Annotated in this window: 18 protein-coding genes and 1 pseudogene; 10 read left to right on the top strand and 9 right to left on the bottom strand. The window is 61.1% G+C overall.

Going from position 1 to position 19,492, the window contains the following annotated elements:
* Positions 1–35: 35 nt before the first annotated feature.
* The 5 genes from NHH88_23155 (at position 36) to NHH88_23135 (ending at position 3,749) form a co-directional block, all read left to right on the top strand.
* Entirely contained in the window at positions 36–1,307 is a 1,272-nt protein-coding gene (locus tag NHH88_23155) for an MFS transporter (GenBank protein USX12569.1), read from the top strand.
* A gap of 13 nt (positions 1,308–1,320) precedes the next feature.
* Positions 1,321–2,079: a GDSL-type esterase/lipase family protein gene (locus tag NHH88_23150; GenBank protein USX12568.1), complete on the top strand. Its 759-nt coding sequence runs from the start codon at positions 1,321–1,323 to the stop codon at positions 2,077–2,079.
* Entirely contained in the window at positions 2,076–2,846 is a 771-nt protein-coding gene (locus NHH88_23145) for a polysaccharide lyase family 7 protein (protein ID USX12567.1), read from the top strand. The genes NHH88_23150 and NHH88_23145 overlap by 4 nt, the downstream gene beginning before the upstream one ends.
* Positions 2,843–3,568, top strand: coding sequence for a ribonuclease activity regulator RraA (locus NHH88_23140; GenBank protein USX12566.1), 726 nt, complete (start codon positions 2,843–2,845; stop codon positions 3,566–3,568). The genes NHH88_23145 and NHH88_23140 overlap by 4 nt, the downstream gene beginning before the upstream one ends.
* 70 nt (positions 3,569–3,638) lie before the next feature.
* Positions 3,639–3,749, top strand: a complete 111-nt coding sequence (locus tag NHH88_23135; protein USX12565.1) for a DUF6404 family protein — start codon at positions 3,639–3,641, stop codon at positions 3,747–3,749.
* A gap of 147 nt (positions 3,750–3,896) precedes the next feature.
* Here NHH88_23135 and NHH88_23130 read toward each other — a convergent pair whose 3' ends face one another.
* Positions 3,897–4,244, bottom strand: coding sequence for a metalloregulator ArsR/SmtB family transcription factor (locus NHH88_23130; protein USX12564.1), 348 nt, complete (start codon positions 4,242–4,244; stop codon positions 3,897–3,899).
* 10 nt (positions 4,245–4,254) lie between these two features.
* Positions 4,255–4,731 carry an SRPBCC domain-containing protein gene (locus tag NHH88_23125; protein USX12563.1) on the bottom strand — a complete coding sequence of 159 codons (477 nt, stop codon included), beginning with the start codon at positions 4,729–4,731 and terminating at the stop codon, positions 4,255–4,257.
* 204 nt (positions 4,732–4,935) lie between these two features.
* Here NHH88_23125 and NHH88_23120 point away from each other — a divergent pair, with 204 nt between their 5' ends.
* The 3 genes from NHH88_23120 (at position 4,936) to NHH88_23110 (ending at position 7,039) form a co-directional block, all read left to right on the top strand.
* Positions 4,936–5,454, top strand: coding sequence for a hypothetical protein (locus NHH88_23120; GenBank protein USX12562.1), 519 nt, complete (start codon positions 4,936–4,938; stop codon positions 5,452–5,454).
* Positions 5,455–6,056: 602 nt separating this feature from the next.
* Entirely contained in the window at positions 6,057–6,422 is a 366-nt protein-coding gene (locus NHH88_23115) for a DoxX family membrane protein (GenBank protein ID USX12561.1), read from the top strand.
* A complete protein-coding gene (locus NHH88_23110; protein ID USX12560.1) occupies positions 6,419–7,039 on the top strand; it encodes a TetR/AcrR family transcriptional regulator in 621 nt (206 codons plus the stop codon). The genes NHH88_23115 and NHH88_23110 overlap by 4 nt, the downstream gene beginning before the upstream one ends.
* 49 nt (positions 7,040–7,088) lie before the next feature.
* On the opposite strand, the gene NHH88_23105 is transcribed toward NHH88_23110, so the two are convergent.
* The 3 genes from NHH88_23105 to NHH88_23095 form a co-directional block, all read right to left on the bottom strand.
* Entirely contained in the window at positions 7,089–7,547 is a 459-nt protein-coding gene (locus NHH88_23105; GenBank protein ID USX12559.1) for a nuclear transport factor 2 family protein, read from the bottom strand.
* A 75-nt stretch (positions 7,548–7,622) separates the two neighbouring features.
* Positions 7,623–8,663 carry a beta-lactamase family protein gene (locus NHH88_23100; GenBank protein USX12558.1) on the bottom strand — a complete coding sequence of 347 codons (1,041 nt, stop codon included), beginning with the start codon at positions 8,661–8,663 and terminating at the stop codon, positions 7,623–7,625.
* A 29-nt stretch (positions 8,664–8,692) separates the two neighbouring features.
* Positions 8,693–9,544 (bottom strand): helix-turn-helix transcriptional regulator, encoded by an 852-nt coding sequence (locus tag NHH88_23095; protein ID USX12557.1) that lies wholly within the window; start codon positions 9,542–9,544, stop codon positions 8,693–8,695.
* Positions 9,545–9,981: 437 nt separating this feature from the next.
* On the opposite strand from NHH88_23095, the gene NHH88_23090 reads away from it, so the two are divergent.
* Positions 9,982–11,580 (top strand): hybrid sensor histidine kinase/response regulator, encoded by a 1,599-nt coding sequence (locus NHH88_23090; GenBank protein ID USX12556.1) that lies wholly within the window; start codon positions 9,982–9,984, stop codon positions 11,578–11,580.
* Positions 11,581–11,606: 26 nt separating this feature from the next.
* On the opposite strand, the gene NHH88_23085 is transcribed toward NHH88_23090, so the two are convergent.
* From NHH88_23085 to NHH88_23075, 3 genes are all read right to left on the bottom strand, one after another.
* On the bottom strand, positions 11,607–15,617 hold the full coding sequence (locus NHH88_23085; GenBank protein USX12555.1) for a response regulator: 4,011 nt from the start codon (positions 15,615–15,617) through the stop codon (positions 11,607–11,609).
* Positions 15,618–15,625: 8 nt separating this feature from the next.
* Entirely contained in the window at positions 15,626–16,783 is a 1,158-nt protein-coding gene (locus NHH88_23080) for a two-component system response regulator (protein ID USX12554.1), read from the bottom strand.
* 258 nt (positions 16,784–17,041) lie between these two features.
* A complete protein-coding gene (locus NHH88_23075) occupies positions 17,042–17,671 on the bottom strand; it encodes a tyrosine-type recombinase/integrase (protein ID USX12553.1) in 630 nt (209 codons plus the stop codon).
* Positions 17,672–17,837: 166 nt separating this feature from the next.
* On the opposite strand from NHH88_23075, the gene NHH88_23070 reads away from it, so the two are divergent.
* Entirely contained in the window at positions 17,838–18,296 is a 459-nt protein-coding gene (locus tag NHH88_23070) for a GNAT family N-acetyltransferase (GenBank protein ID USX12552.1), read from the top strand.
* Between the two features lie 12 nt (positions 18,297–18,308).
* Here NHH88_23070 and NHH88_23065 read toward each other — a convergent pair.
* A pseudogene (locus NHH88_23065) lies at positions 18,309–19,468 on the bottom strand (IS30 family transposase).
* Positions 19,469–19,492 lie beyond the last annotated feature (24 nt).

Below are 19,492 nucleotides of genomic sequence, written 5' to 3'. Positions count from 1 at the left end.
TCGCCCCGCCACAAAAAAATAATGGAGACAATCGCATGACAACAATCAAAGGTTTGCGCTGGCTGGTCATCACCTTGGTGGCCATCGCCACCATCATCAACTACATCGACCGCTCGGCGCTGGCGGTGATGTGGCCCGGCATCGCGTCCGAGCTGGGCATGGACAAACGCGACTACGCCAACATCGTCACCGTGTTTTTGATCGGCTACGCCATCGGCCAGTCGCTGTTCGGCAAACTGTTCGACGCGCTGGGCACCCGGATCGGTTTCCTGCTGTCGATCGTGGTCTGGTCGGGCGCCATCGCGCTGCACTTCGTCGCGCGCTCGGCGCTGTCGTTCGGCTTCTTCCGCGTGCTGCTTGGCGTGGGCGAGGCGGGCAACTGGCCCGGCGCCACCAAGGCCATCGCCGAATGGTTTCCGGTGCGCGAGCGGGCCCTGGGGCAGGGCATCTTCGGCGCCGGCGCCTCGCTGGGATCGGTGATCGCGCCGCCGCTGGTGGCTTTCCTGTACGCTTACGTGGGTTGGAAGACCACCTTCTTGCTGATCGGCTCGCTCGGCTTCCTGTGGATTGTGCCATGGCTGATCGTCTACAAGTCCGGCCCCGGCACCCATCCATGGGTCAGCGCCGAGGAGCGCGAGTACATCCTCACCGGCCAGCGCGCCGGCGCTGCCGCCGTGCAGGACGAGTACGTGCCGACCCTGCGCCAGCTGCTGCGCCATCGCCAAAGCTGGAGCGTGATCGCCGCGCGCTTTTTCATCGATCCGGTGTGGTGGCTGTTCGTCAGCTGGCTGCCGCTGTACCTGAACGAGCGTTTTCACTTCGACGTCAAGGAAATCGGCATGTTCGCCTGGGTGCCGTATGTGGGCGCGGCGGTCGGCGCATTGTCCGGGGGCTGGTTTTGCGGCCACCTGCTGGCGCGCGGCTGGACGGTCAACCGCGCGCGCAAGCTCGTCATCGGCCTGGGGCTGGTGGTCATGTTTCCGGCGTTGTTGCTGAGCGCGGCGGCAGAAACGCCGCTGCTGGCGGTGCTGTCGATCGGCGTGATCCTGTTCGGCTTCCAGGCCGCCATCACCAACATCCAGACCTTGCCCAGCGATTTCTTCTCGGGCAAAACGGTCGGCTCGCTGGCGGGCCTGAGCGGCACATCGGCGGTGCTGGGCGTGATCATTTGCATGCAGCTGGTGCCGGCGTTGACGACCGGCGGCGACTACACCCCGTTCTTCATCCTTGGCGCGTTGCTGCTGCCCTTGGTTTTCCTATCGATCTGGCTGGGCGGCCCCGTGGTGCGCGTGCAGCCGAAACACTAACCCGGAGACATGCATGAAAAATTCGATTTACATCAGATTGCTGCTGGCCGCGCTGTTGGCCGTCGGCCAGGTCGGCGCCCACGCCGCCGGCGCCAAGGTCAGCGCCTCGGAAGCCGTGGAGAAACAAGACAACGGCGTGTTCCTCAAGAAGCACGAGGCCATCCTCGCGCGCGGCAAGAGCGGGCCGGTGGGCTTGCTGTTCCTGGGCGATTCGATCACCGAGCGCTGGCGTATCGCGCCGGAAATATGGGACAAGTATTACGGCGCCCACCAGCCGGCCAACTTCGGCATCGGCGGCGACCGCACGCAGCACGTCATCTGGCGCATCGAGCACGGCGAACTGGATGGGCTCTCGCCCAAGGTCACGGTGCTGATGCTGGGGACCAATAACAGCCTCGATTACACGGCCGAGCAAATCGCCGCCGCCAACCGCAAGATCGTCGGCATGATACGCGCCAAGCTGCCGGAGACGAAGATACTGGTGCTGGGCATCTTTCCGCGCGGCCCGCGCGAGCGCGACGGCTCGCCGGTGACCGAAAAGAGCGTTGCCGAGGCGGCCAAGCGCATGCAGACCATCGATGCGGTCAACCGCGATCTGGCCGGGCTGGACGATGGCAAGACGATCCGTTTCCTGAATATTAATTCCGTGTTCCTGGACAAGGAAGGCCACATTCCGCCAGCCATCATGCCCGACCAGCTGCACCCCGGACCCGCCGGTTACCAATTGTGGGCCGACGCCATGCAACCACTACTTGAAGGAATGTTGAAATGATCCCTGCCATCCGATACGCCGCAGTAGCCTTGCTCGCAGCCACGCTGTCGCCTGCCGGCGCGCAAGGGTTCACGCCCCAAGCCACGCTGCAACGCCTGTTCTCGCTCGAAGGCAATTCGCCTTACCCGTCGCCGTACGCCGGCACGCTGAACTTCAGCGCCCTCGAGTCGAAATACGCCTCGCCCAATGGGCATGGCTATCGCAACGAATTGAAGGTCGCCGATCGCGAGCGCCTGAGTTTAGCCGACACGCGCGAACACTTCGCGGCCCGCATCACGGCCACCTTGCCGAACGTCGCCAAGACCATCGTCGCGCAATACCACGTCGAGGGACTTGACACGATACTCAAGGTCTACGTGCAGGACACCGCAGACAAGCAGGGGCTCGACGGCAAGAGCGGCAACGGCGTGTTCGACATCCTGGTGCGTATTCTTGGCGTCGACGGCAAGGAAGTGACGACCGCACTGGGCACGGTGCGCTCCGGCGAGAGCTTCGATCTCGATATCGTGTTGAACGCCGGCGAGGCGCAGGCCACCGCGCGGACCGCCAATGGCGGCACGCTCAAGACCGCGCTCACGCGCATCCGGCCCGACACGCGCAAGATCTACTTCAAGTTTGGCGACTATTTGCAGGCGCGCGATCCTGTCACCGGGGAGCACACCATCAGCCCGGAAAAATGGGAGGAGTACTATCGCCAGAACAACATCAACAGTAGCCACGTGCGCTTCAGCCACACTGTCTTCGAACGTAATGGAGCGCAGCCATGACCACCCCGGTTTCCGCAGAAACGCTGGCGACGTTGAAAACGATCGCCACCTCGACCATCACCACGCTGCTGTACAAGCGCGGCTTCCGTAACGTGTTCATTCAGGGCGCACGGCCGTTGAAGCCGGGCCAGCGGCTGGCCGGTCCGGCGTTCACCTTGCGTTACATCCCGGCGCGCGAAGACCTCGACGGGCTCGACGCCTTTCTCGATCCGCGCCATCCGCAGCGGGTGGCGGTGGAGGAAATTCCGGCAGGGTCGGTGCTGGTGATGGATTGCCGGGGCGACGTCACGGTGGCGGCGGCCGGCAGCATCCTGGCCACGCGCATGCAGGTGCGCGGCGTGGCCGGCATCGTCGCCGATGGCGGGCTGCGCGACGCCAGCGGCATCGCGCGGCTCGAGATACCGGCCTGGTGTTCGGGTCCGTCGGCGCCGACCAATCTGATCCGGCATCACGCGCTCGACCTGAACGCCCCCATCGGCTGCGGCGGGGTGGCGGTCTACCCTGGCGACATCATGGTCGGCGACGACGACGGCGTGGTCTGCATTCCGTCCCACCTGGCGGAGGAAATCGCGCGCGACGCGGTGCCGATGGAGCGTTACGAGGACTTCGTGCTGGAGCGGGTGCGCGGCGGCGCCAGCATCACCGGGCTGTATCCGCTCACGCAGCCGGAAAACCGCGCGCTGTTCGAAGCATGGCTGGAGCGGCAGGGCGCCGACGAGTAAGTGGCTTGCGCTCGGGGAAAACAACCCTGTTCGCGTCCCTTTGGTTCGGCGGCGCTTGGGGCGTTGTCATGTGGCTGGCGGTCTGGTCGCGGCAGGGCTGTTCTTCGGCCTGAGCATGTCGCTTTATTACGCCGATGGCCGGCGCAAGCACCGCTTGCCGGAATGGTCGTCGCTCAATTGAAAAGAAATTCGTACTGGTGCCACGCGCGGGACATGATTCGAACCAGTGGATGATGGATGCGCAGTACAGGGTGCTGAGGGAGCGGGTTGGCGATTGCCTTTGAGCACGGGCACATTGGACGTTTCACTGTACCAACCCCACTACTTTTCATTTCCCCTCAGGCTCCTCTTGCAACATCGCGTCCAGTGCATCGAAACGCTGTTCCCAAATTTGGCGGTTAAACGCCACCCAATGCGCAAGGACGTCTAGTCCCTGGCCGTCGAGCTCGCACATCCGAACGCGGCCGACCTTGCGCGTCTGCAGTATTCCGCAGGTTTGCAGTACGCGCAGATGCTGGGAGATAGCGGTAAGCGTCACATTCAGCGCCGCGGCCAAGGCGCTGACCGATTGCGGCCGCTGGGCGACCAGCTTGACGATCGCGCGGCGGGTGGCGTCTCCCAGCGCGGCGAAAACCTGATCAGCGGCGTCCGCCTGTATTGCCGGTACATGATTCATACGGGGGCCTTTACTCGACGGTCAGGGCGGCATGCAATTGGTCCAGCAACTGCTGCCAGCCGGCCCGCCGCAGTTCCGGGCCGTCCGCACCTTCGCCATACATAGCCTGATGGGTGAAGATCAGGCGTGTGGAGTCGGATCCTTCGCTGAAGAACTCGAACGTGTGCAACGATGCGGAAAAACGCCGTTCGCCCATCGCCATCGTGGCGGCGGCGACGATGCGATGTTGCGGCACGATATCAAGGAAGTATCCGTCCGATTCCAGCGCCACGCCGGCGAAGGGCGTGCCGGGCTTGAAGCGGTAGCGCGCCAGTTCGCGTCCGCCAACTTCGAATTTCATCTCGTACTGTTCGATCTCATGCTGGGCGCCTTCGGCAAACCAGCGCTGCTTCTCGCGCGGATCGCTGAACGCCTGAAATACGCGCGCCAGCGGGGCGGCGAAGGTACGTTCCATGGTGAAGGTATCGAACTGCGCTGACTGAGCCATAATTTCCTCCGATAGTGAAGTTGAGACTTCAGTGTAAGAGGATTGAATGGTGAAGTCAACACTTCACTGATGTGGTGTGGGATCTTAGGATGGGCTACGCGGGAGGTGTCCCGCACCAAGTCTCAGTGTGACAATCCGCGTGTTTCCGCTCGGTTGCGTTGCGGTACGATAGCGCGGTTATGCAAAGACAAAAAGTATCTGGATATGAACTTCACTACGATTTCCAAGCATCTGTGCTGGGATGACAAACCATTGATGGTGGGCCTTGCGCGCTCTGTCTGTGTTGGGGTATTCACTGCGGCGTTACTTTTGCTGTTGTCTGGCCTGCTGTTTGCATTGATGGGCCGTGCCAACGTGGGCGCGCTTGCTGGAGCCCGAATCTTCGAGCGTGGCTGGGTGGTCACCTTCTTCGCTGCGGTTATCTGGGCTCCACTTTTGGAGACGGTGATCGGTCAACTGGTTCCGATCAGCCTCTTGATCTGGTTTGGCGCTCGAACATTGATAGTGGTGCTGAGCAGCGCTGCGCTTTTTTCCGCCGGACATGTGGCTTCTGGTGGCGGTATTGGGCAGGGTGTAGTGACTTTTGGAGCAGGTCTGTTATTTGCCAGCTTGTTTGTTGCGAATGCACGTCTCGGGCTAGGGCGTGCCGGTCTATTCACGGGAACTGCTCATGCGACCAACAACGCGTTTTTAATATTACTCTCGTTTGGGCTTGGCGTCTAACTAGGCTATTCCTGCGAGCTCGGCAAGAAGCCGACCTTTTGACCGTTAGCGCTCGCATTTAACGAAAAATAAGGATTAGAAAATATGCCCGTACGAGTCCTTGCTGCGATACTGTTTTCACTGGTTACAAGTTCCGCTTTCGCGAGCAGCCATCCCACAACTTATTCCCTCCCTTGGGGGGAGAAATCGGAGCAGCTTACTTATCGTTCGTGTGGTTGTGCCGACAGCTGTTGGGTTGCGGAACTGCGTGAGCGTAAATCAAAGCGACTGAAGGATGTTTTGCGCTGCGATTGTTCTAATTTGCATGGAGTCTACCCCGCAGACTCTTCTGAGAGAGATCTGCAAGAAAGCTGCTCAGAGATAAATGACGGAAGCGATAAGATGCATTTAGTTTCACAAACGATGAAGCGGCTTATTGGTAGGGGACGCACTAAAAACGAGTAGTGCCGCGTCGAGGTGGTTCCGGTGGGCTGCAACCGGCCACAACCGGACATACAAAATTTGTGAGGTTAGTCGACGCTCACACATCGAGCCGGAAGTGTCGGTTTTTTCATACTGGGAAGTAGGATATATTGATTTCCTCTTTTTTGAAAGGATAATCAATGGCTACGTTTCTTCGTGCAGTACTGACCCTACTGTTTTGGAGTGCAGGGATATTCGGGGTGTTCAACTTTTCCCAAGTGGTCTCAGAAGTTCGAGAGATTGGGTTGCCGAATGAAACACTGATCGCATCTGCAGCGATACTCTTGCAATTAGGTGGCTCCTTTCTTGTCATTAGCAACTTTGCAAAGCTCGGCTGGCTGGGCGCGCTTGCGTTAGCATTATTCACGCTACTAACCATCCCATTTGGCCACGCGTTCTGGAGCTTTGCTGAACCACGAAGGACAGCTGAATTGCACATTGCGATGGAGCATCTTACTGTGGTCGGAGGGCTCTTGCTATGCGCTTACTATCTGAGACAGCAATGAACGTCATGAAGCGTGGCCGGGGACGGCCGAGAAAACTCGCTGCCATAGACGCTCTGCTGAGCGCAGGCCAGGAACTGCTGCTGGCCTACGGGCTACGCGTAACTGTGGACATGATCGTTGCCAAAGCCCAAGTGGCGAAGACAACCTTTTATACCTATTTCAAGGATAAGGAGGCGTTCGTCGAAGCAGTCATGTTGCGAGAGTCTACTAGGACAATTACCGACGAGGAGTTCCTTTCTGCGCATGAGGGCGAGCTGCGGGAGACCTTAGTTAGGTTTGGCATTCAATACCTTACGTTTGCTAACGAGATGCGGCTGGCCGCTTGGGATAGGTTGATCGCGTCAGCCAACGACTTCTATCCTGAACTGGCCTTGCGCTTTTATGACGCGGGGCCCGGTCGAGCGTATCGGCTGCTGGCAGAAATCCTCCGAGAAGCGCACAGCAAAGGGAATCTCAACATTCCCGATCCAGCCGCCGCTGCCGAGGAGCTGACGGGCCTATGGTATGGCTACACGATACTAAAGGTGAATTTAAAAGTGTTGCCACCAATGACCCCCGCCCAAATCAGATTGAGGGCCGAGAGGGGCGTGGATTTGCTGTACCGCATATACAGCTGACTCCGATAATTCAGTTCGGCCGTGCCGTGGAAGTGCCGACGGGCAGCAACTATTTTTTGCTGACCTGACGCGCCGTATCGTAGTACTGCCACAGCACATTGACGATCTTCCACTCGCCGCGCTGGTTTTTATACAAGTGCAAATAATCGATCCACTCATCGGCACTCAACTTAACAGTCGCCACGCGCTGGTCAATATCGAGGATCCTGATGTCCAACCGTGGCCGCTCCGGGAATTTCGTGCCATCCTTGTTGTAGTTCCTGGCCACTTTGAGCATAGTATCCATGTCGGTTTGCATGATGAATTCCGTGCCGTCCGCCGCCTGCCAATAGGTGCGTTTGGCGAGCAGTGGATCGAGCGCGCGTTCCATGCGGGCCGGATCGGGCTGGTGCTGCGACTCGATATAGTCGCGTACGGCGCCTTCGATCAACTGGCTATCGGTGATCCCGGCTGACTGTGCCACCAGTGGCGATACTGCGAACAACAAACACGTTAGAAAGCGCTTCATAGACAACCTCGGTTAGTGGGAAATCGTGGATAACAGACGCAGCGAAGCTTGGCCGCGCTTGTGCATGGATAACACTCAGGGCTTCATCAACACCGGCAAGATCAGGTTCGTCAGCAGTTTTTCGCTCAAGGGGTGCGCGTCGCGGATCTGGAAGTTGGTAGTCGTGATGACGACCACCGCGTCCAGCTCCGGCAGCACGAAGACCTTGTTGCCGCCCGACCCCGCCATGCCGTAGCTTTGCACCGCGCGGCCGGCCACCTTGAACGACTGCAGCCACCACAGGTAGCCATAGTCGTAGCCTTCGCGCGCGCGCGCCTGCGGCTGGATCGACCGCTGGACCCATGCCGCAGGGATCACTTGCTTGCCGCCCCAGCGTCCGCCGTCGAGGTAAAGCTGTCCGAGCTTCGCCAAGTCGGCGCTGCGCAGTTGCAGGCCGCCGCCAGTCATCGCCGTGCCTTTCGGTTGATACTGCCACTTCACCTTGTCGATGCCGATCGGTGTGAACAGGTTGGCGGCAGCGAAGTCCGGCACGCTTTGCCCGGTCACCCTTTCGAGCAGGGGGCCGAGCAGGGTCACGCCCGCCGTGCAGTAGCTCCAGGCGCGGCCGTGCGGCGATTGCTCGGGACGGGGCTGCCAATCGGGAAAGCCACGGATCGGCAGGTCTGCCGCAAAGCGGCTCCAGTCTTCCACCAGATACATGCGTTCTTCGTTGCCGCGCGAAATCTGGTTGTCATCGTCGCATTCGAGCAGCGAACTCATCGTCAGGAAATCCTCGACCGTGATTTTGTCCTTGCGCGGGTCGGCGTGGGCCAGCGGGTGCAATTCCGGAAAATAAGGCAGTACGGGGGTGTCGGCGCGTACCAGCTTGCGTTCGATGGCAAGACCGATCAGCATGCCGGTCACCGTCTTGGTCACCGAGCGCGTATTGCGCAGACCATCGGCCCCCTCCTTGTCGAAGTAGCGCTCGTACAGTAGTTTGCCATGCTGGGCCACCACCACGCTCGTGATCTGCTTGAAATCGCCCGCTGCCACGGCGCTCGTGACCGCGTCCAGTTCGGCCGCGTGGACCGCGCCGCCGACTGCCACAACAAGGGAAAGCGCAAGGGTACGCAACATGGACACCTCCAAGTCAATAAAATCGCAGTCTAGTCCGGAAAACTTGCCATCGTCTTGGACGTTTGAAACATCCGGCGCCGGTAATTGCCGGGCGTGATGCCGTACTGGGCCTGGAAGGCGCGATTCATGTGGCTTTGGTCGGCGAAACCCGCGCTCAGCGCCACCTCGGCTAGGCTCAATTCCCGGCGGCGCAGCAGGCCGCCGGCTTGCTCGACGCGGCGCCAGCGCAGCAGGTCGCCCGGAGAATAGCCCCAGGCTTGGCGGAACACGCGCGCCAGATGCACGGGGTGCACGCCCAGCGCGGCGGCCAAGTCGGCGATGCGCAGATTGGCGTCGGCGGCCATATCCATGACGGCCTCGTAGGCCACATAGGCCCAAGGGGGCAGCGGCGCTCGGGACTTGGGAGCGGCCACCTGCAGACTGGCCAACAACTCCCAAGCGCCCGCTTCTAGCATAGCGAGATCGCCGCCGCGCGAGATTTCCCGGGCGATTCCAAACGCTGCGGCGGCGCTGGCCGCATTGCCCAACACCGTGGCGCGCTCCTGGGCCGCGTGCAATTCTTCGGCGCCCGCCATTAGCGCAGGCGCCAGCGACACGGTCATGAAACTGCCTTTGCCGTCAAGGAAGCGGTCGCGGTGAGTGGTGCCGGCCGGATTGAAAACCAAGGTGGGCGACGGCGCGCGCGGCGGGGCGAGGCGGGCGCTGGAAATATAGACGCCCGACAGCACCAGGACGAAATGGGCATCGTCATGGCGGTGGGTTTCGACTTCGTCTTCGCTGCGGGTCGCGCGCAGGCGGCGGATATCAAACAGGCTGCCGCGCGCACCGTGATGCACTTCGCCATAAAACTCGCCCGACTTGAATTGGAGTGGAATGCTCATGCCGCTATTCTAGGCGCGGCCGCCCCCGCCCGCGCGCGCGGGCCGACGAGCAGCGCGCAACGATGGATGAACTGTCGATTTGGAGGGGCGAAGCCACCCACCCCCTCTCCCTTATGTGGGCCAACCTAGTCGACGCGCTCCTGGCGAGAAGGTTGGACACCTCCCCAAAGCGCTGTCTTGCCACCTGCGATCGGCTATCCGTTGAATCGCTATCAGCGACGACGGACTAATGTCCGTACTGGGGCGCTTTCGGTCCGATGTGAGAATTTGTGAGTTTTGCGGATGAGCAAGCTGCTATCCTGAACGCCATCGGCAGCGTTCGGCCAGAAGCAGACCTTTACGGCTTGAACGCTTTCGTTTCAAATCGACAAAAAAATGCCGCATAAATAAATGAAACGGTCTGCTGCCCCACGTAGCCGGCCGCAGATGGGGGCGACATGGCACAAGTGCTGAGAATACTGGTGGTCGATGATGTCGAAACAATGCGCAAGGTCACAGCTGGCCAACTGGCCTCGCTCGGCTTTGGACCGGTGGAGCTCGCATCCGATGGAGCCGAAGCCTGGCGCATGATTGAGCGCAAGCGTTATGATTTGGTGATCTCCGACTGGAATATGCCGGCGTTGACCGGCATCGCCTTACTGCAGATGATTCGTTCCAGTCCGCGCCATATGCACATGCCGTTCATCATGATCACCGCCGAGGCCGAGCGCAGCCGCATCGAAACAGCCATCAGCAGCGGTGTCAGCGACCTGCTAGTCAAACCCTACACGGCGGGCCGGCTGGCCACCAGCATCAAGCGTGCGATGGCGCATCAGGTGGCACCACCGGCGCCGGATAAGGAAACGAACATCGACGCACCCCAGGCCGCCGCGCCCTTGGACGATGTGATCGTCATGCCACCGGCGGCGGTCCATTTGCCACCAAGGGAACCGTTGCCGCCAACATTGCTCCTGGTCGACGACACCGCTGACAACTTGTACGTGCTGGCAAATGTGTTCAAGGGCCGCTACCGCATCAAGGCAGCACACAACGGCGAAAAAGCGCTGGCCTTGTGCTGTGGCGACATGCCGCCCGACCTAGTGCTGTTGGACGTGATGATGCCCGGCATGGACGGTTTTGAAGTGGCACGCCGCATGCGCGAGCATCCCGGCGCAGAAAATGTACCCATAATCTTCGTCACCGCCCTTACCGACGACGCCGCGCGTCTGCAAGGCATGGAGTTGGGGGCGGTGGACTTCATTACCAAGCCCATCGACCCGGTCCAGCTGAAGCTGCGGGTCGACAACTTCATGCGCTACGTCGAGCTGCGCCGCCACCTGCAAGCCGACTACGACAACATGCTCGCCATCGCCCGCCTGCGCGATGATGTCGAGGCCATGACGCGGCACGACCTCAAGGGCCCGCTGGCCGGCGCCATCGGCATTGTGCAGTCGCTAATCGACGCCGCTGACCTGGACCGCCGACAGCTTGAGAATTTGCGGCTGGCCGAGCAGGCCATGCTGCAGGTGACCGACATGGTCAACCTGTCGACCGAACTGTACAAGATCGAGACGGGAAAATATGTGCTCCATGCAGCGCCGCTACCCATCAGCGACATGCTGAGGCGGGTGGTTGAGACGGCGCGCGCCACTTACGCGGGCAAGCAATTGGTGCTGGCGGTCGACACCGATTTCGATGTCGGCACCGACGCTCCGCTAGCGCTGGGCGATGCTATGCTGACCTATTCGCTCTTGAATAATCTGATCAAGAACGCCTGCGAGGCAGCGCCCGAGCGCACCCGCGTCATCGCCACGCTGTACGCCGGAAGCCCGCTGCGCATCGAGATCGTCAACAAGGGTGTGATCCCGGAACCGATACGCGAACGCTTCTTCGACAAATTCGTCACCGACGGGAAGTCCGGCGGCACCGGCCTGGGCACGTATTCGGCACGCCTGCTGGCACGCGCGCAATATGGGGAGGTGGCCTTCGCCGTTGATGACGAGCTCCAGACCACCACCCTCATCGTCAGCCTGCCGTCGGCGCCGCCGCCGGCCTGAGGCGAATCGCGCGGCGGCCTTGCTTGTCAGGCTGACTGCACCACGGCATCAAGCGCTTCCAGCGCAGCGTCGAAGTCGAAGCGTTCAATTGCCTGGCTGACTTTGCGCAACTGTCGCGCCAGCGGGTGGCCGGCGGCTTGCGATTCCAATGTCTCCAACACGTCCAGCGCGGCGGTGTCGCTGTCGGCCAGCAGCTTGCGCAGTTGGGCAAGTGTGGCGGCCGCGTCCGGCGGCAGGGCGGGAGCCGCTGCGATGACCTCGGCCGGGGTGTTCTCTGCCGCTGCCGCGTCGTTGCCCAGTGCGGCCAGGCCGGAAAGCACCGCCCCCAGTTCGTTTTCGACCGCCGTCAGCAGCACAGCCAGTTCGGCTTCGGCTACACCGGCTTTGCATGCCAGTTCCAGTGCGGTAGCTGTCGCCGCCACGCCTTTGGCGCCGACGTTGCCGGCGGTGCCGCGCAAGGTGTGGGCTACCCGCGCCGCCGCTGCGGGGTCATCGCTTTGCCGCGCCGCCTCGAAATCCTCCCGCAGTCTGGCGTGGCCATCGCGGAAGCGCACCAGCATGCGCAGGTAAAGGTCCTGCCGGCCCATGCTGGTTGCCAGGCCGGCGCGCTGGTCGATACCGGGGAGTTGGGCAGGCAGGGCAGCGGCCATTTTGCCTGCGGCATCGGGCTGCATCGCTGGGGGAGCTGCTATGGCCGGCTGCGCCGGGTGGATCCACTTGCTCATGGTGGCGAACATGGCGGTGACGTTCAGCGGCTTGGAGATGTGGTCATTCATGCCAGCCGCCAGCGCCATTTCGCGGTCGCCGGCCATGGCGTTGGCGGTCATGGCAATGATCGGCAGATGCGCGTACAGGGGTTGGGCGCGCAGGCGGCGGGTGGCTTCATAGCCGTCCATCACTGGCATCTGGCAGTCCATCAACACGCCGTCGAAGGCGGCGGCACCGGCATGGGCGAGCAGGTCCAGCGCTTGCTGCCCGTCACCTACGACGGTGAGTACGATGCCAGCGCTTTCCAGCAGCTCGCGCGCCAGTTCCTGGTTCATATCGTTGTCCTCGGCCAGCAGCAGGCGGGCGCCAGCCATGCGGGCCTGGTCGGCCGCGCTGCGGTCCTGTCGCTCTGCCTGGCGCGTTTCGGCGACCACGCCCTTGCCCAGTACCTCGCCGATCGCTTCGAGCAGCGTCGACGGAGTGACTGGCTTGGTCAGCACGGCTGGCAGCGCCACCTGCTGGAGCGCCGCCGCCTCCTGCGCGTCGTCCCGGCCGAAGGCCGTCACCATGATGACAGACGGGATGTGATTCACGGCACCGCTCTGCATGCGCTGCAGCGTTTCGACCCCGTCCATGCCCGGCATGCGCCAGTCCAGTAGCACCAAGTCGTAAGGCAGGCCCTTGCGCTCGGCCTCGACCATGGTGCGCAGCGCGCTGTGGCCGCTGTCGGCGAGGTCCACCTCCAAGCCGAAACTGCGCGCCATGGTCGACAAGATTTCGCGCGCGCTGGCGTTGTCGTCTACCACTAGCACGCGCAGGCCAAGCAGCTCGTCGGCGTGGAACATGCGGCGCGGCTGCACCTCGGTCTGGCGTCCGAAACGAGCGCTGAAGTGGAAGGTCGAGCCCTCGCCCGGCGTGCTCTCGACCCAGATCCGGCCATCCATCAGCTCCACCAGCTTCTTGGAGATGGCCAGACCTAGCCCGGTGCCGCCGTATTTGCGCGTGGTCGAGCTGTCTGCCTGGCTGAAGGACTGGAACAGACGTTCGCACTGCTCGGCCGTCATGCCGATACCGCTGTCGCGCACCCAGAAGTGAAGCTCGACCTGATCCTCGGCGTCGGCCGCCATTTCGATCCCGACCACGATCTCGCCGCGTTCGGTGAACTTGGCGGCGTTGTTGCCGAGGTTGACCAATACCTGACCCAGCCGCAGCGAATCGCCTACCAATGCGGTCGGCAGGTCGGCCGAGGTGGCGAACAGCAGTTCCAAGCCTTTGTCCTCGGCCTTCAGGCCGATCATGCTGGCGAAGTTCTCCAGCACGTCCTCCAGCCGGAACGGGGCCTGCTCGATGTTCATCTTGCCCGCTTCGATCTTGGAGAAGTCAAGAATATCGTTGATGATGCCCAGCAGGTTCTCGGCTGAGCGGTGCACCTTCTCGATGTAGTTGCGCTGTTTCTTATCGAGATCCGTGCGCAGCGCTAGGTGGCTCATGCCGATAATGGCGTTCATCGGCGTGCGGATCTCGTGGCTCATGTTGGCCAGGAAGTCGCTCTTGGCGCGCGTGGCATCCTCGGCGATCTCCTTGGCGCGCAGAACCTCGGCCTCCGCCAGCTTGCGGTCGCTGATGTCGCGCACCGAGGCGCACACGCAAACGCCGCGCTCGGCGATGGCCGGCAGCCGCGACAGGCCGATCTCGACCGAGAAGCGGCTGCCATCCTTGCGCATACCGTGCAGGTCGGCGCCTGTCATGCCCATCTGGCGCGCCGTGCCTTGCGCAATGAAGCCGTCGCGCGAGCCGACGTGGCGCCCGTGCGCCTCCGGCGGCACCAGCGTTTCGATCGGCAAGCCGGCCAACTCGCCGGCCTCGTAGCCGAACAGCTGGTCGAGCTGCGGGTTGGTCATCATGATCAGGCCGTGCGCATCGATCACCAGCATGCCGTCCGGCGCCGCCTCGATGATGCCGCGATACCAGGCCTCGGTGGCTTTCAGCACCACCTGCTGCGCTTCGAGTTCGGCGGCCATGGTCTGCACCGCGTGGCTACGCGCCTTGATCTCCAGCGACATCGCCAGTTTGGGCAGCAGCTCGTCCATCAGCACGCGGCCCGATTCGCCGGGAGCATCGAAGCCGGCCAGCTCCAGAACGCCCATCAAGCGCTCGCCGTGCAGCAGCGGCAGCACCTGCAGGTGGCGCGGGTGCGACTGTCCCAGTTGCGAGTGGATTTGCGCGTAGTCATCCGGCAGCGTGTCGAGCCGCCGCGGCTGGCGGTCCTGCGCGCATTGGCCCAGCAGGCCGCTGCCCAGCGCCAGTTGCGGCGCCGGCGGATGATCCGGGTCGGCCGCATAGCTGGCGGCTAGGCGCAGTGCGGCGGCGTCTTCGTCAAGCAGGTAGAGCGCGCCCTGGCCGGCCTGTACCAGCGGCGCAAGCAGCGTCAACAGGCGCTGCGCGGCCTGGTCCAGGCTGGCAGCCTGCTGCAGCTCGGACTGGATCGAGGCTTCCTGCGACTTGATCCAGCGTTGCATGTCTAGCTGGCGCGATTCGACTTGCAGCTTGGCGATGGCGCGCGCCAGGTCGCCCGTTTCGTTCTGGTAGTCGGTGTGGGGAATCACGCTATCGAGCTGGCCAGCGGCCAGCGCATCGACCGCCTCGCGCAGGCGGTTGACCGGGCGCCGGATTGACAGGCTGATCCACCATGCGCACAGCAGCGCCACCGCCAAGCCGCCGATCAGCAGAGCGTAGGTGAGGGTGCTGCTGGTGAGCGCGAACTGACGAATGTGGTAGATGGTGCTGCGAGCGTTGGAGTCCTTAACGGCTGCGATCTCGGCCATCTGGAGGTCGGCGGTGCGCACCGCATGCTGGAAGCGCTCGCTGTTGAGTAAGAAGTTGGCTTCGACGTTGCGGTGTAGTCGCGCTAGTTCGATTGCCTCGTCGGCGATGCGCTCGGCGCGCGCCAGCATGCTTTCAAAGACGGTATGGCGTTGCTGATTGTCGGTGCGCAGCAGGGTGGCACGGGCCTCGTCGACGGCAAAGTGCAGCTGCTCGCGCGCATTGTCGACCTGTTCAAGCGCCTTGTCGAAGGCAACAGGGTTCGGGGCGTTGGTCACCTTGTGCAGCATTAGCTCGAAGCGGTTGAGCTGGATGCGGGCTTCCTTGACCTGCACGATGCCGATCATGCCCTCGCTGAGCAGGCGCTGCATGTCGCTGCTCAACTGGTCCTGGGTGCGCAGGCTTTGCAGCCCCAGCGCCAGTGCCAGCAGCAGCACCGCGCAAAAGCCGGCTGCCAGCTTCTGGCGCAGGCGCAGCCGTTCGAGATAGGCCAGCGGCGAACGCATGCGGGCGCTCACTGTACAGGCAGGGTATGCGCGATGGCGGCGGCCTGCTTAGCAATGTCGTGGTCGCTGTCGGCGTAGCGTGCGGCGACCTGCTGGAACGCGGGCAGGTTGGCCAGGAAGGCGTCGCAGACGTCGGGATCGAAGTGCGAGCCGCGTCCTTCGGCGATGATCTGCACCGCCTTTTCATGCGGCATGCCTTCCTTGTAGACGCGGCGGCTGATCAGGGCATCGTAGACGTCGGCCACTGCCATCAGGCGGGCCGAGATTGGGATGGCGTCGCCGGCCAGGCCTTCAGGATAGCCGCTGCCGTCCCATTTTTCCTGGTGTGAGTAAGCAATCTCCTTGGCCAAGCGCAGGAAGTCGACATCCATGCCCAGTTGTTGCTCGGCGTGGGCGATGGCGTCGCGCCCGAGCGTGGTGTGGGTCTTCATAATTTCGAATTCCTCAGGCTCGAAGCGGCCAGGCTTGAGCAAGATGCGGTCGGGGATGCCGATCTTGCCAATGTCGTGCAACGGCGCCGACTTAAACAACAGCTTGATGGTGTCGGGGTCGAGGAAAGCGCGGAAGCGCGGATGCTCGCACAGATGTTCGGCCAGCACCTTGACGTAGTGCTGGGTACGGCGGATGTGGTTGCCGGTCTCGTTGTCGCGTGTCTCGGCCAGCGAGGCCATGGCGTGGATCGTGACATCCTGGATCGCGCTCAGCTCGCGCGTGCGGCGCTGCACCTCTTGTTCGAGGTAGTCGTTCTTGTCGCGCAGGAAGTCGGCCGCGTCTTTGACCTTGAGCTGGGTGCGTACGCGCGCCAGCACCACGGGCGGGCTGATCGGTTTGGTGATGTAGTCGGCCGCGCCCAGCTCCAGACCGTGCGTCTCGTCCGCGCTGGAGGCCATAGCGGTCAAGAAGATGATGGGGATGTCGCGTGTGGCCGGGTCGCTCTGCAGTACCTGCGCCACTTCGTGGCCGGTCATCCCTGGCATCATGATGTCAAGCAGGATGAGGTCAGGCGGCGGTGCATCCCGCGCGATGCGCAGCGCCTTCTCGCCGTTATTTGCTGCTTTGACCGTATAACTATCCTTGAGCAAGTTGGCCATCAACAGAAGATTATCTGGCGTGTCGTCCACGACAAGGATTACAGGCCTGATGGGACGAGTAGAAGATGGGTTCATGCCTAAACGCTCCAATCAGGTTGCACCAATTTGTTGCCTAGACTATATCTGTGTGCTGTGTGCAAGTAAACTGAATATTGGTTTTGCTATGCGAACCGCTCCCGTCCTACACTACATTCTCCGATCCCGGGTATTGTATGGACTCCTCATCACTCAAGATTTCGAAAATGAAGATAGTGTGGAGACGGTGCGCTTAGGGGCACTTCCGCCGCCAGCTGAGCTTCTGCTTTGGGGCGACTGCTGGCGTCGCCCTTGTTCTTAAGCATCCATTTGCTCGGCCATTTCGAGAGCGTCATCGACTTCGATACCCAGATATCGTACGGTGCTCTCTAAGCGCGTGTGGCCCAGCAACAGCTGCACCGCTCGCAAATTTTTTGTGCGCCGGTAGATGAGTGTTGGCTTCGTCCTCCGCATCGTGTGTGTGCTGTATGCCGTCGGGTCTAACCCTATTTCATCGAACCATTGGTGAACAATACGCGCGTACTGCCTAGTCGAAATGTGCGGCGATTCTGAGATTCGACTTGGAAAAAGAAAATCGCCGTGGCGCAAGGCTGCGGCCGCCATCCAGTCCTCCAAGCTCTTCCTGGTTCCTGCGGTAAGTTCAAACTGGACGGGTTGCTTCGTCTTCTGCTGCATCACGCTGGCCCGCGCTGCCACATGGCCTCCATGGCATACATCGTTGACGCGCAGCTGGACCAAGTCGCAGCCACGCAATTTGCTGTCGATGGCCAAGTTAAAGAGTGCCAAGTCTCGGGCCCTGCCGAAGATTTCCAAGCGAACGCGAATTGCCCAGATTTCGCTTACGCGAAGCGGTGCTTTCTGCCCCACCAACTTACCCTTGTTCCACGGCGTACTTTGGCATGCGGAACTTTTCACTAGATTGTTCATGATAGACCTCCTGGAGTGAAGCTCTACTATGCGCTTAACTGCGCGGCGGTCGTATCCGAACGTGATGTGGTAATTGGTGAGATTTCCATTTGGGCAAGATGGTATCCTTGCTCATCGGCCGAGTGCGGCCAGAAGCCGACATTGAAAAAATTGGAGGTATTTACCGATGACAGTACGCGGTTTTCACGAACTAGATTTCCCTGCTGTATGCAACATCTATATCAGCTCAAAACACGACGAACTACAGTTTGAGAGCCGTAACTTTGAAATCACTCCGTTGGAAGAGGATGCTGTAATTCTGGCCGCTTTCAAAGAATCGGTTGTATTGGTCTTTGAGGAAGAAGAAATCCTGGGGTTTACAGCTCTATATGGCAGTCAATTGCGCGCCATGTTCGTTCGAAGAGATGCTCGGGGAAAAGGCGTAGGACAGGCTTTGCTGGAGGCCGCGCACTCAGGGAACAAAGAATTGGTTCTTAACGTCGCGAAGTCAAATGTGGGAGCTCAAAGGTTCTACGCACGTAACGGGTTTGTAGTTACGGGGGAAGCTTCCAGAATGTACGATGGCGCAACGATTACTTACGTGCAGATGAAATCTAGTCTTCCTGCTGCGAACATGCGGCTGTAACCGGCTGCGGATTCAATCGGTCATTGCAACACATCGTTCGAATCGTTGTGCTGGGCTGTCATAGCCTAGCGTTTTTCTTGGTCGAGCGTTCAGGCGATTGGCCACCGCATCGAGCTGACCTTGCGAGTAGTCCGAGAGATCGAGCCCCTTCGGGAAATACTGTCGGAGCAAGCCGTTGGTGTTCTCATTTGATCCGCGCTGCCAGGGGTTTTGCGGATCGCAGAAGTAGACTTGGATATCGGTTGCCAACTTGAATCGCTTGTGGTCGGCGAGCTCTTTGCCTCTGTCCCAGGTAAGCGACTTATATAGTTCCTGCGGCAGCTTGATGGCTTGCTGAATCAGTGCATCGATCACAGTTTGGGTATCTTTGCCAGCCACCTTCACCAGCATGACATAGCGCGTCTGGCGTTCGACAAGCGTTGCAATCTGGCTGTTGTGGCTACCGAAGAGCAAATCACCTTCCCAATGACCAGGCACCGCGCGGTCTTGGGCCGATGCCGGTCTTTCGCTGATGAGACGGCGTCCTTGATCCTGCCGTGATTGTCTGTCTTCTGAGTGTGATGACGAGAGCGGCGCATGGCACGGGTCCTTCGCAGATGCTCAAGCAGCTCCTTCTTCAGGGCTCCGCGCGCTTGAATATAGAGGCTACGATAGATGGTCTCGTGTGACACGTGATACTCCTCCGAACTCGGGAACATATGCCGGAGCCATCCGGCAATCTGTTCGGGCGACCACTCCAGTTGCAGCTTGCTGGCTACCAGGTCGGCCAACTCACGGTTCTCGGCCAGCTTACAACGTTTGGGGCGGCGCGCCTGAACCCAAGCATGCTGATCCGCTTGGACCGCGCGATATGCTTCGCGGCCACCATTGCGGTTGATCTCTCTGCTGATTGTCGAAGGCGCGCGCCGTAGGCGTGTTGCCAATGCGCGGATTGACTCGCCGGTAATGACGGAGCGAGATATTTCCTCGCGTTCGGATAGTGTCAGAGCCCGAGGGGCTCGGCATCGTTGTAGCGGACGTATGCCGCCGGTTTCCGCTAGAATCTGCTGGATCGATGAGTGGTTTCGATCGAACAGCTGGGCAATCATTTGAAGGGAATCACCTTGTTTCCAGTGTTCCCACATCAATGCCTTCTGGCTCTCTGTGTAATAGATCCGTGGCTTCATGTTCAACACTCCTCATGCTTACGCATTTAG

This window comes from Oxalobacteraceae bacterium OTU3CAMAD1, from assembly GCA_024123915.1.
Classification (GTDB): domain Bacteria; phylum Pseudomonadota; class Gammaproteobacteria; order Burkholderiales; family Burkholderiaceae_D; genus Rugamonas.
This window is presented reverse-complemented; position numbering and strand designations above follow the sequence as displayed.

Excerpts from the sequence above, each read along its gene's own strand:
- NHH88_23130 (USX12564.1), bottom strand. The coding sequence starts at position 4,244 with ATGAATCATGTACCGGCAATACAGGCGGACGCCGCTGATCAGGTTTTC.
- NHH88_23075 (USX12553.1), bottom strand. The coding sequence starts at position 17,671 with ATGAACAATCTAGTGAAAAGTTCCGCATGCCAAAGTACGCCGTGGAAC.
- NHH88_23095 (USX12557.1), bottom strand. The coding sequence starts at position 9,544 with ATGAGCATTCCACTCCAATTCAAGTCGGGCGAGTTTTATGGCGAAGTG.
- NHH88_23125 (USX12563.1), bottom strand. The coding sequence starts at position 4,731 with ATGGCTCAGTCAGCGCAGTTCGATACCTTCACCATGGAACGTACCTTC.
- NHH88_23110 (USX12560.1), top strand. The coding sequence starts at position 6,419 with ATGAACGTCATGAAGCGTGGCCGGGGACGGCCGAGAAAACTCGCTGCC.
- NHH88_23090 (USX12556.1), top strand. The coding sequence starts at position 9,982 with ATGGCACAAGTGCTGAGAATACTGGTGGTCGATGATGTCGAAACAATG.
- NHH88_23150 (USX12568.1), top strand. The coding sequence starts at position 1,321 with ATGAAAAATTCGATTTACATCAGATTGCTGCTGGCCGCGCTGTTGGCC.
- NHH88_23070 (USX12552.1), top strand. The coding sequence starts at position 17,838 with ATGACAGTACGCGGTTTTCACGAACTAGATTTCCCTGCTGTATGCAAC.
- NHH88_23120 (USX12562.1), top strand. The coding sequence starts at position 4,936 with ATGAACTTCACTACGATTTCCAAGCATCTGTGCTGGGATGACAAACCA.
- NHH88_23115 (USX12561.1), top strand. The coding sequence starts at position 6,057 with ATGGCTACGTTTCTTCGTGCAGTACTGACCCTACTGTTTTGGAGTGCA.
- NHH88_23105 (USX12559.1), bottom strand. The coding sequence starts at position 7,547 with ATGAAGCGCTTTCTAACGTGTTTGTTGTTCGCAGTATCGCCACTGGTG.
- NHH88_23140 (USX12566.1), top strand. The coding sequence starts at position 2,843 with ATGACCACCCCGGTTTCCGCAGAAACGCTGGCGACGTTGAAAACGATC.
- NHH88_23145 (USX12567.1), top strand. The coding sequence starts at position 2,076 with ATGATCCCTGCCATCCGATACGCCGCAGTAGCCTTGCTCGCAGCCACG.
- NHH88_23085 (USX12555.1), bottom strand. The coding sequence starts at position 15,617 with ATGCGTTCGCCGCTGGCCTATCTCGAACGGCTGCGCCTGCGCCAGAAG.
- NHH88_23155 (USX12569.1), top strand. The coding sequence starts at position 36 with ATGACAACAATCAAAGGTTTGCGCTGGCTGGTCATCACCTTGGTGGCC.
- NHH88_23100 (USX12558.1), bottom strand. The coding sequence starts at position 8,663 with ATGTTGCGTACCCTTGCGCTTTCCCTTGTTGTGGCAGTCGGCGGCGCG.
- NHH88_23080 (USX12554.1), bottom strand. The coding sequence starts at position 16,783 with ATGAACCCATCTTCTACTCGTCCCATCAGGCCTGTAATCCTTGTCGTG.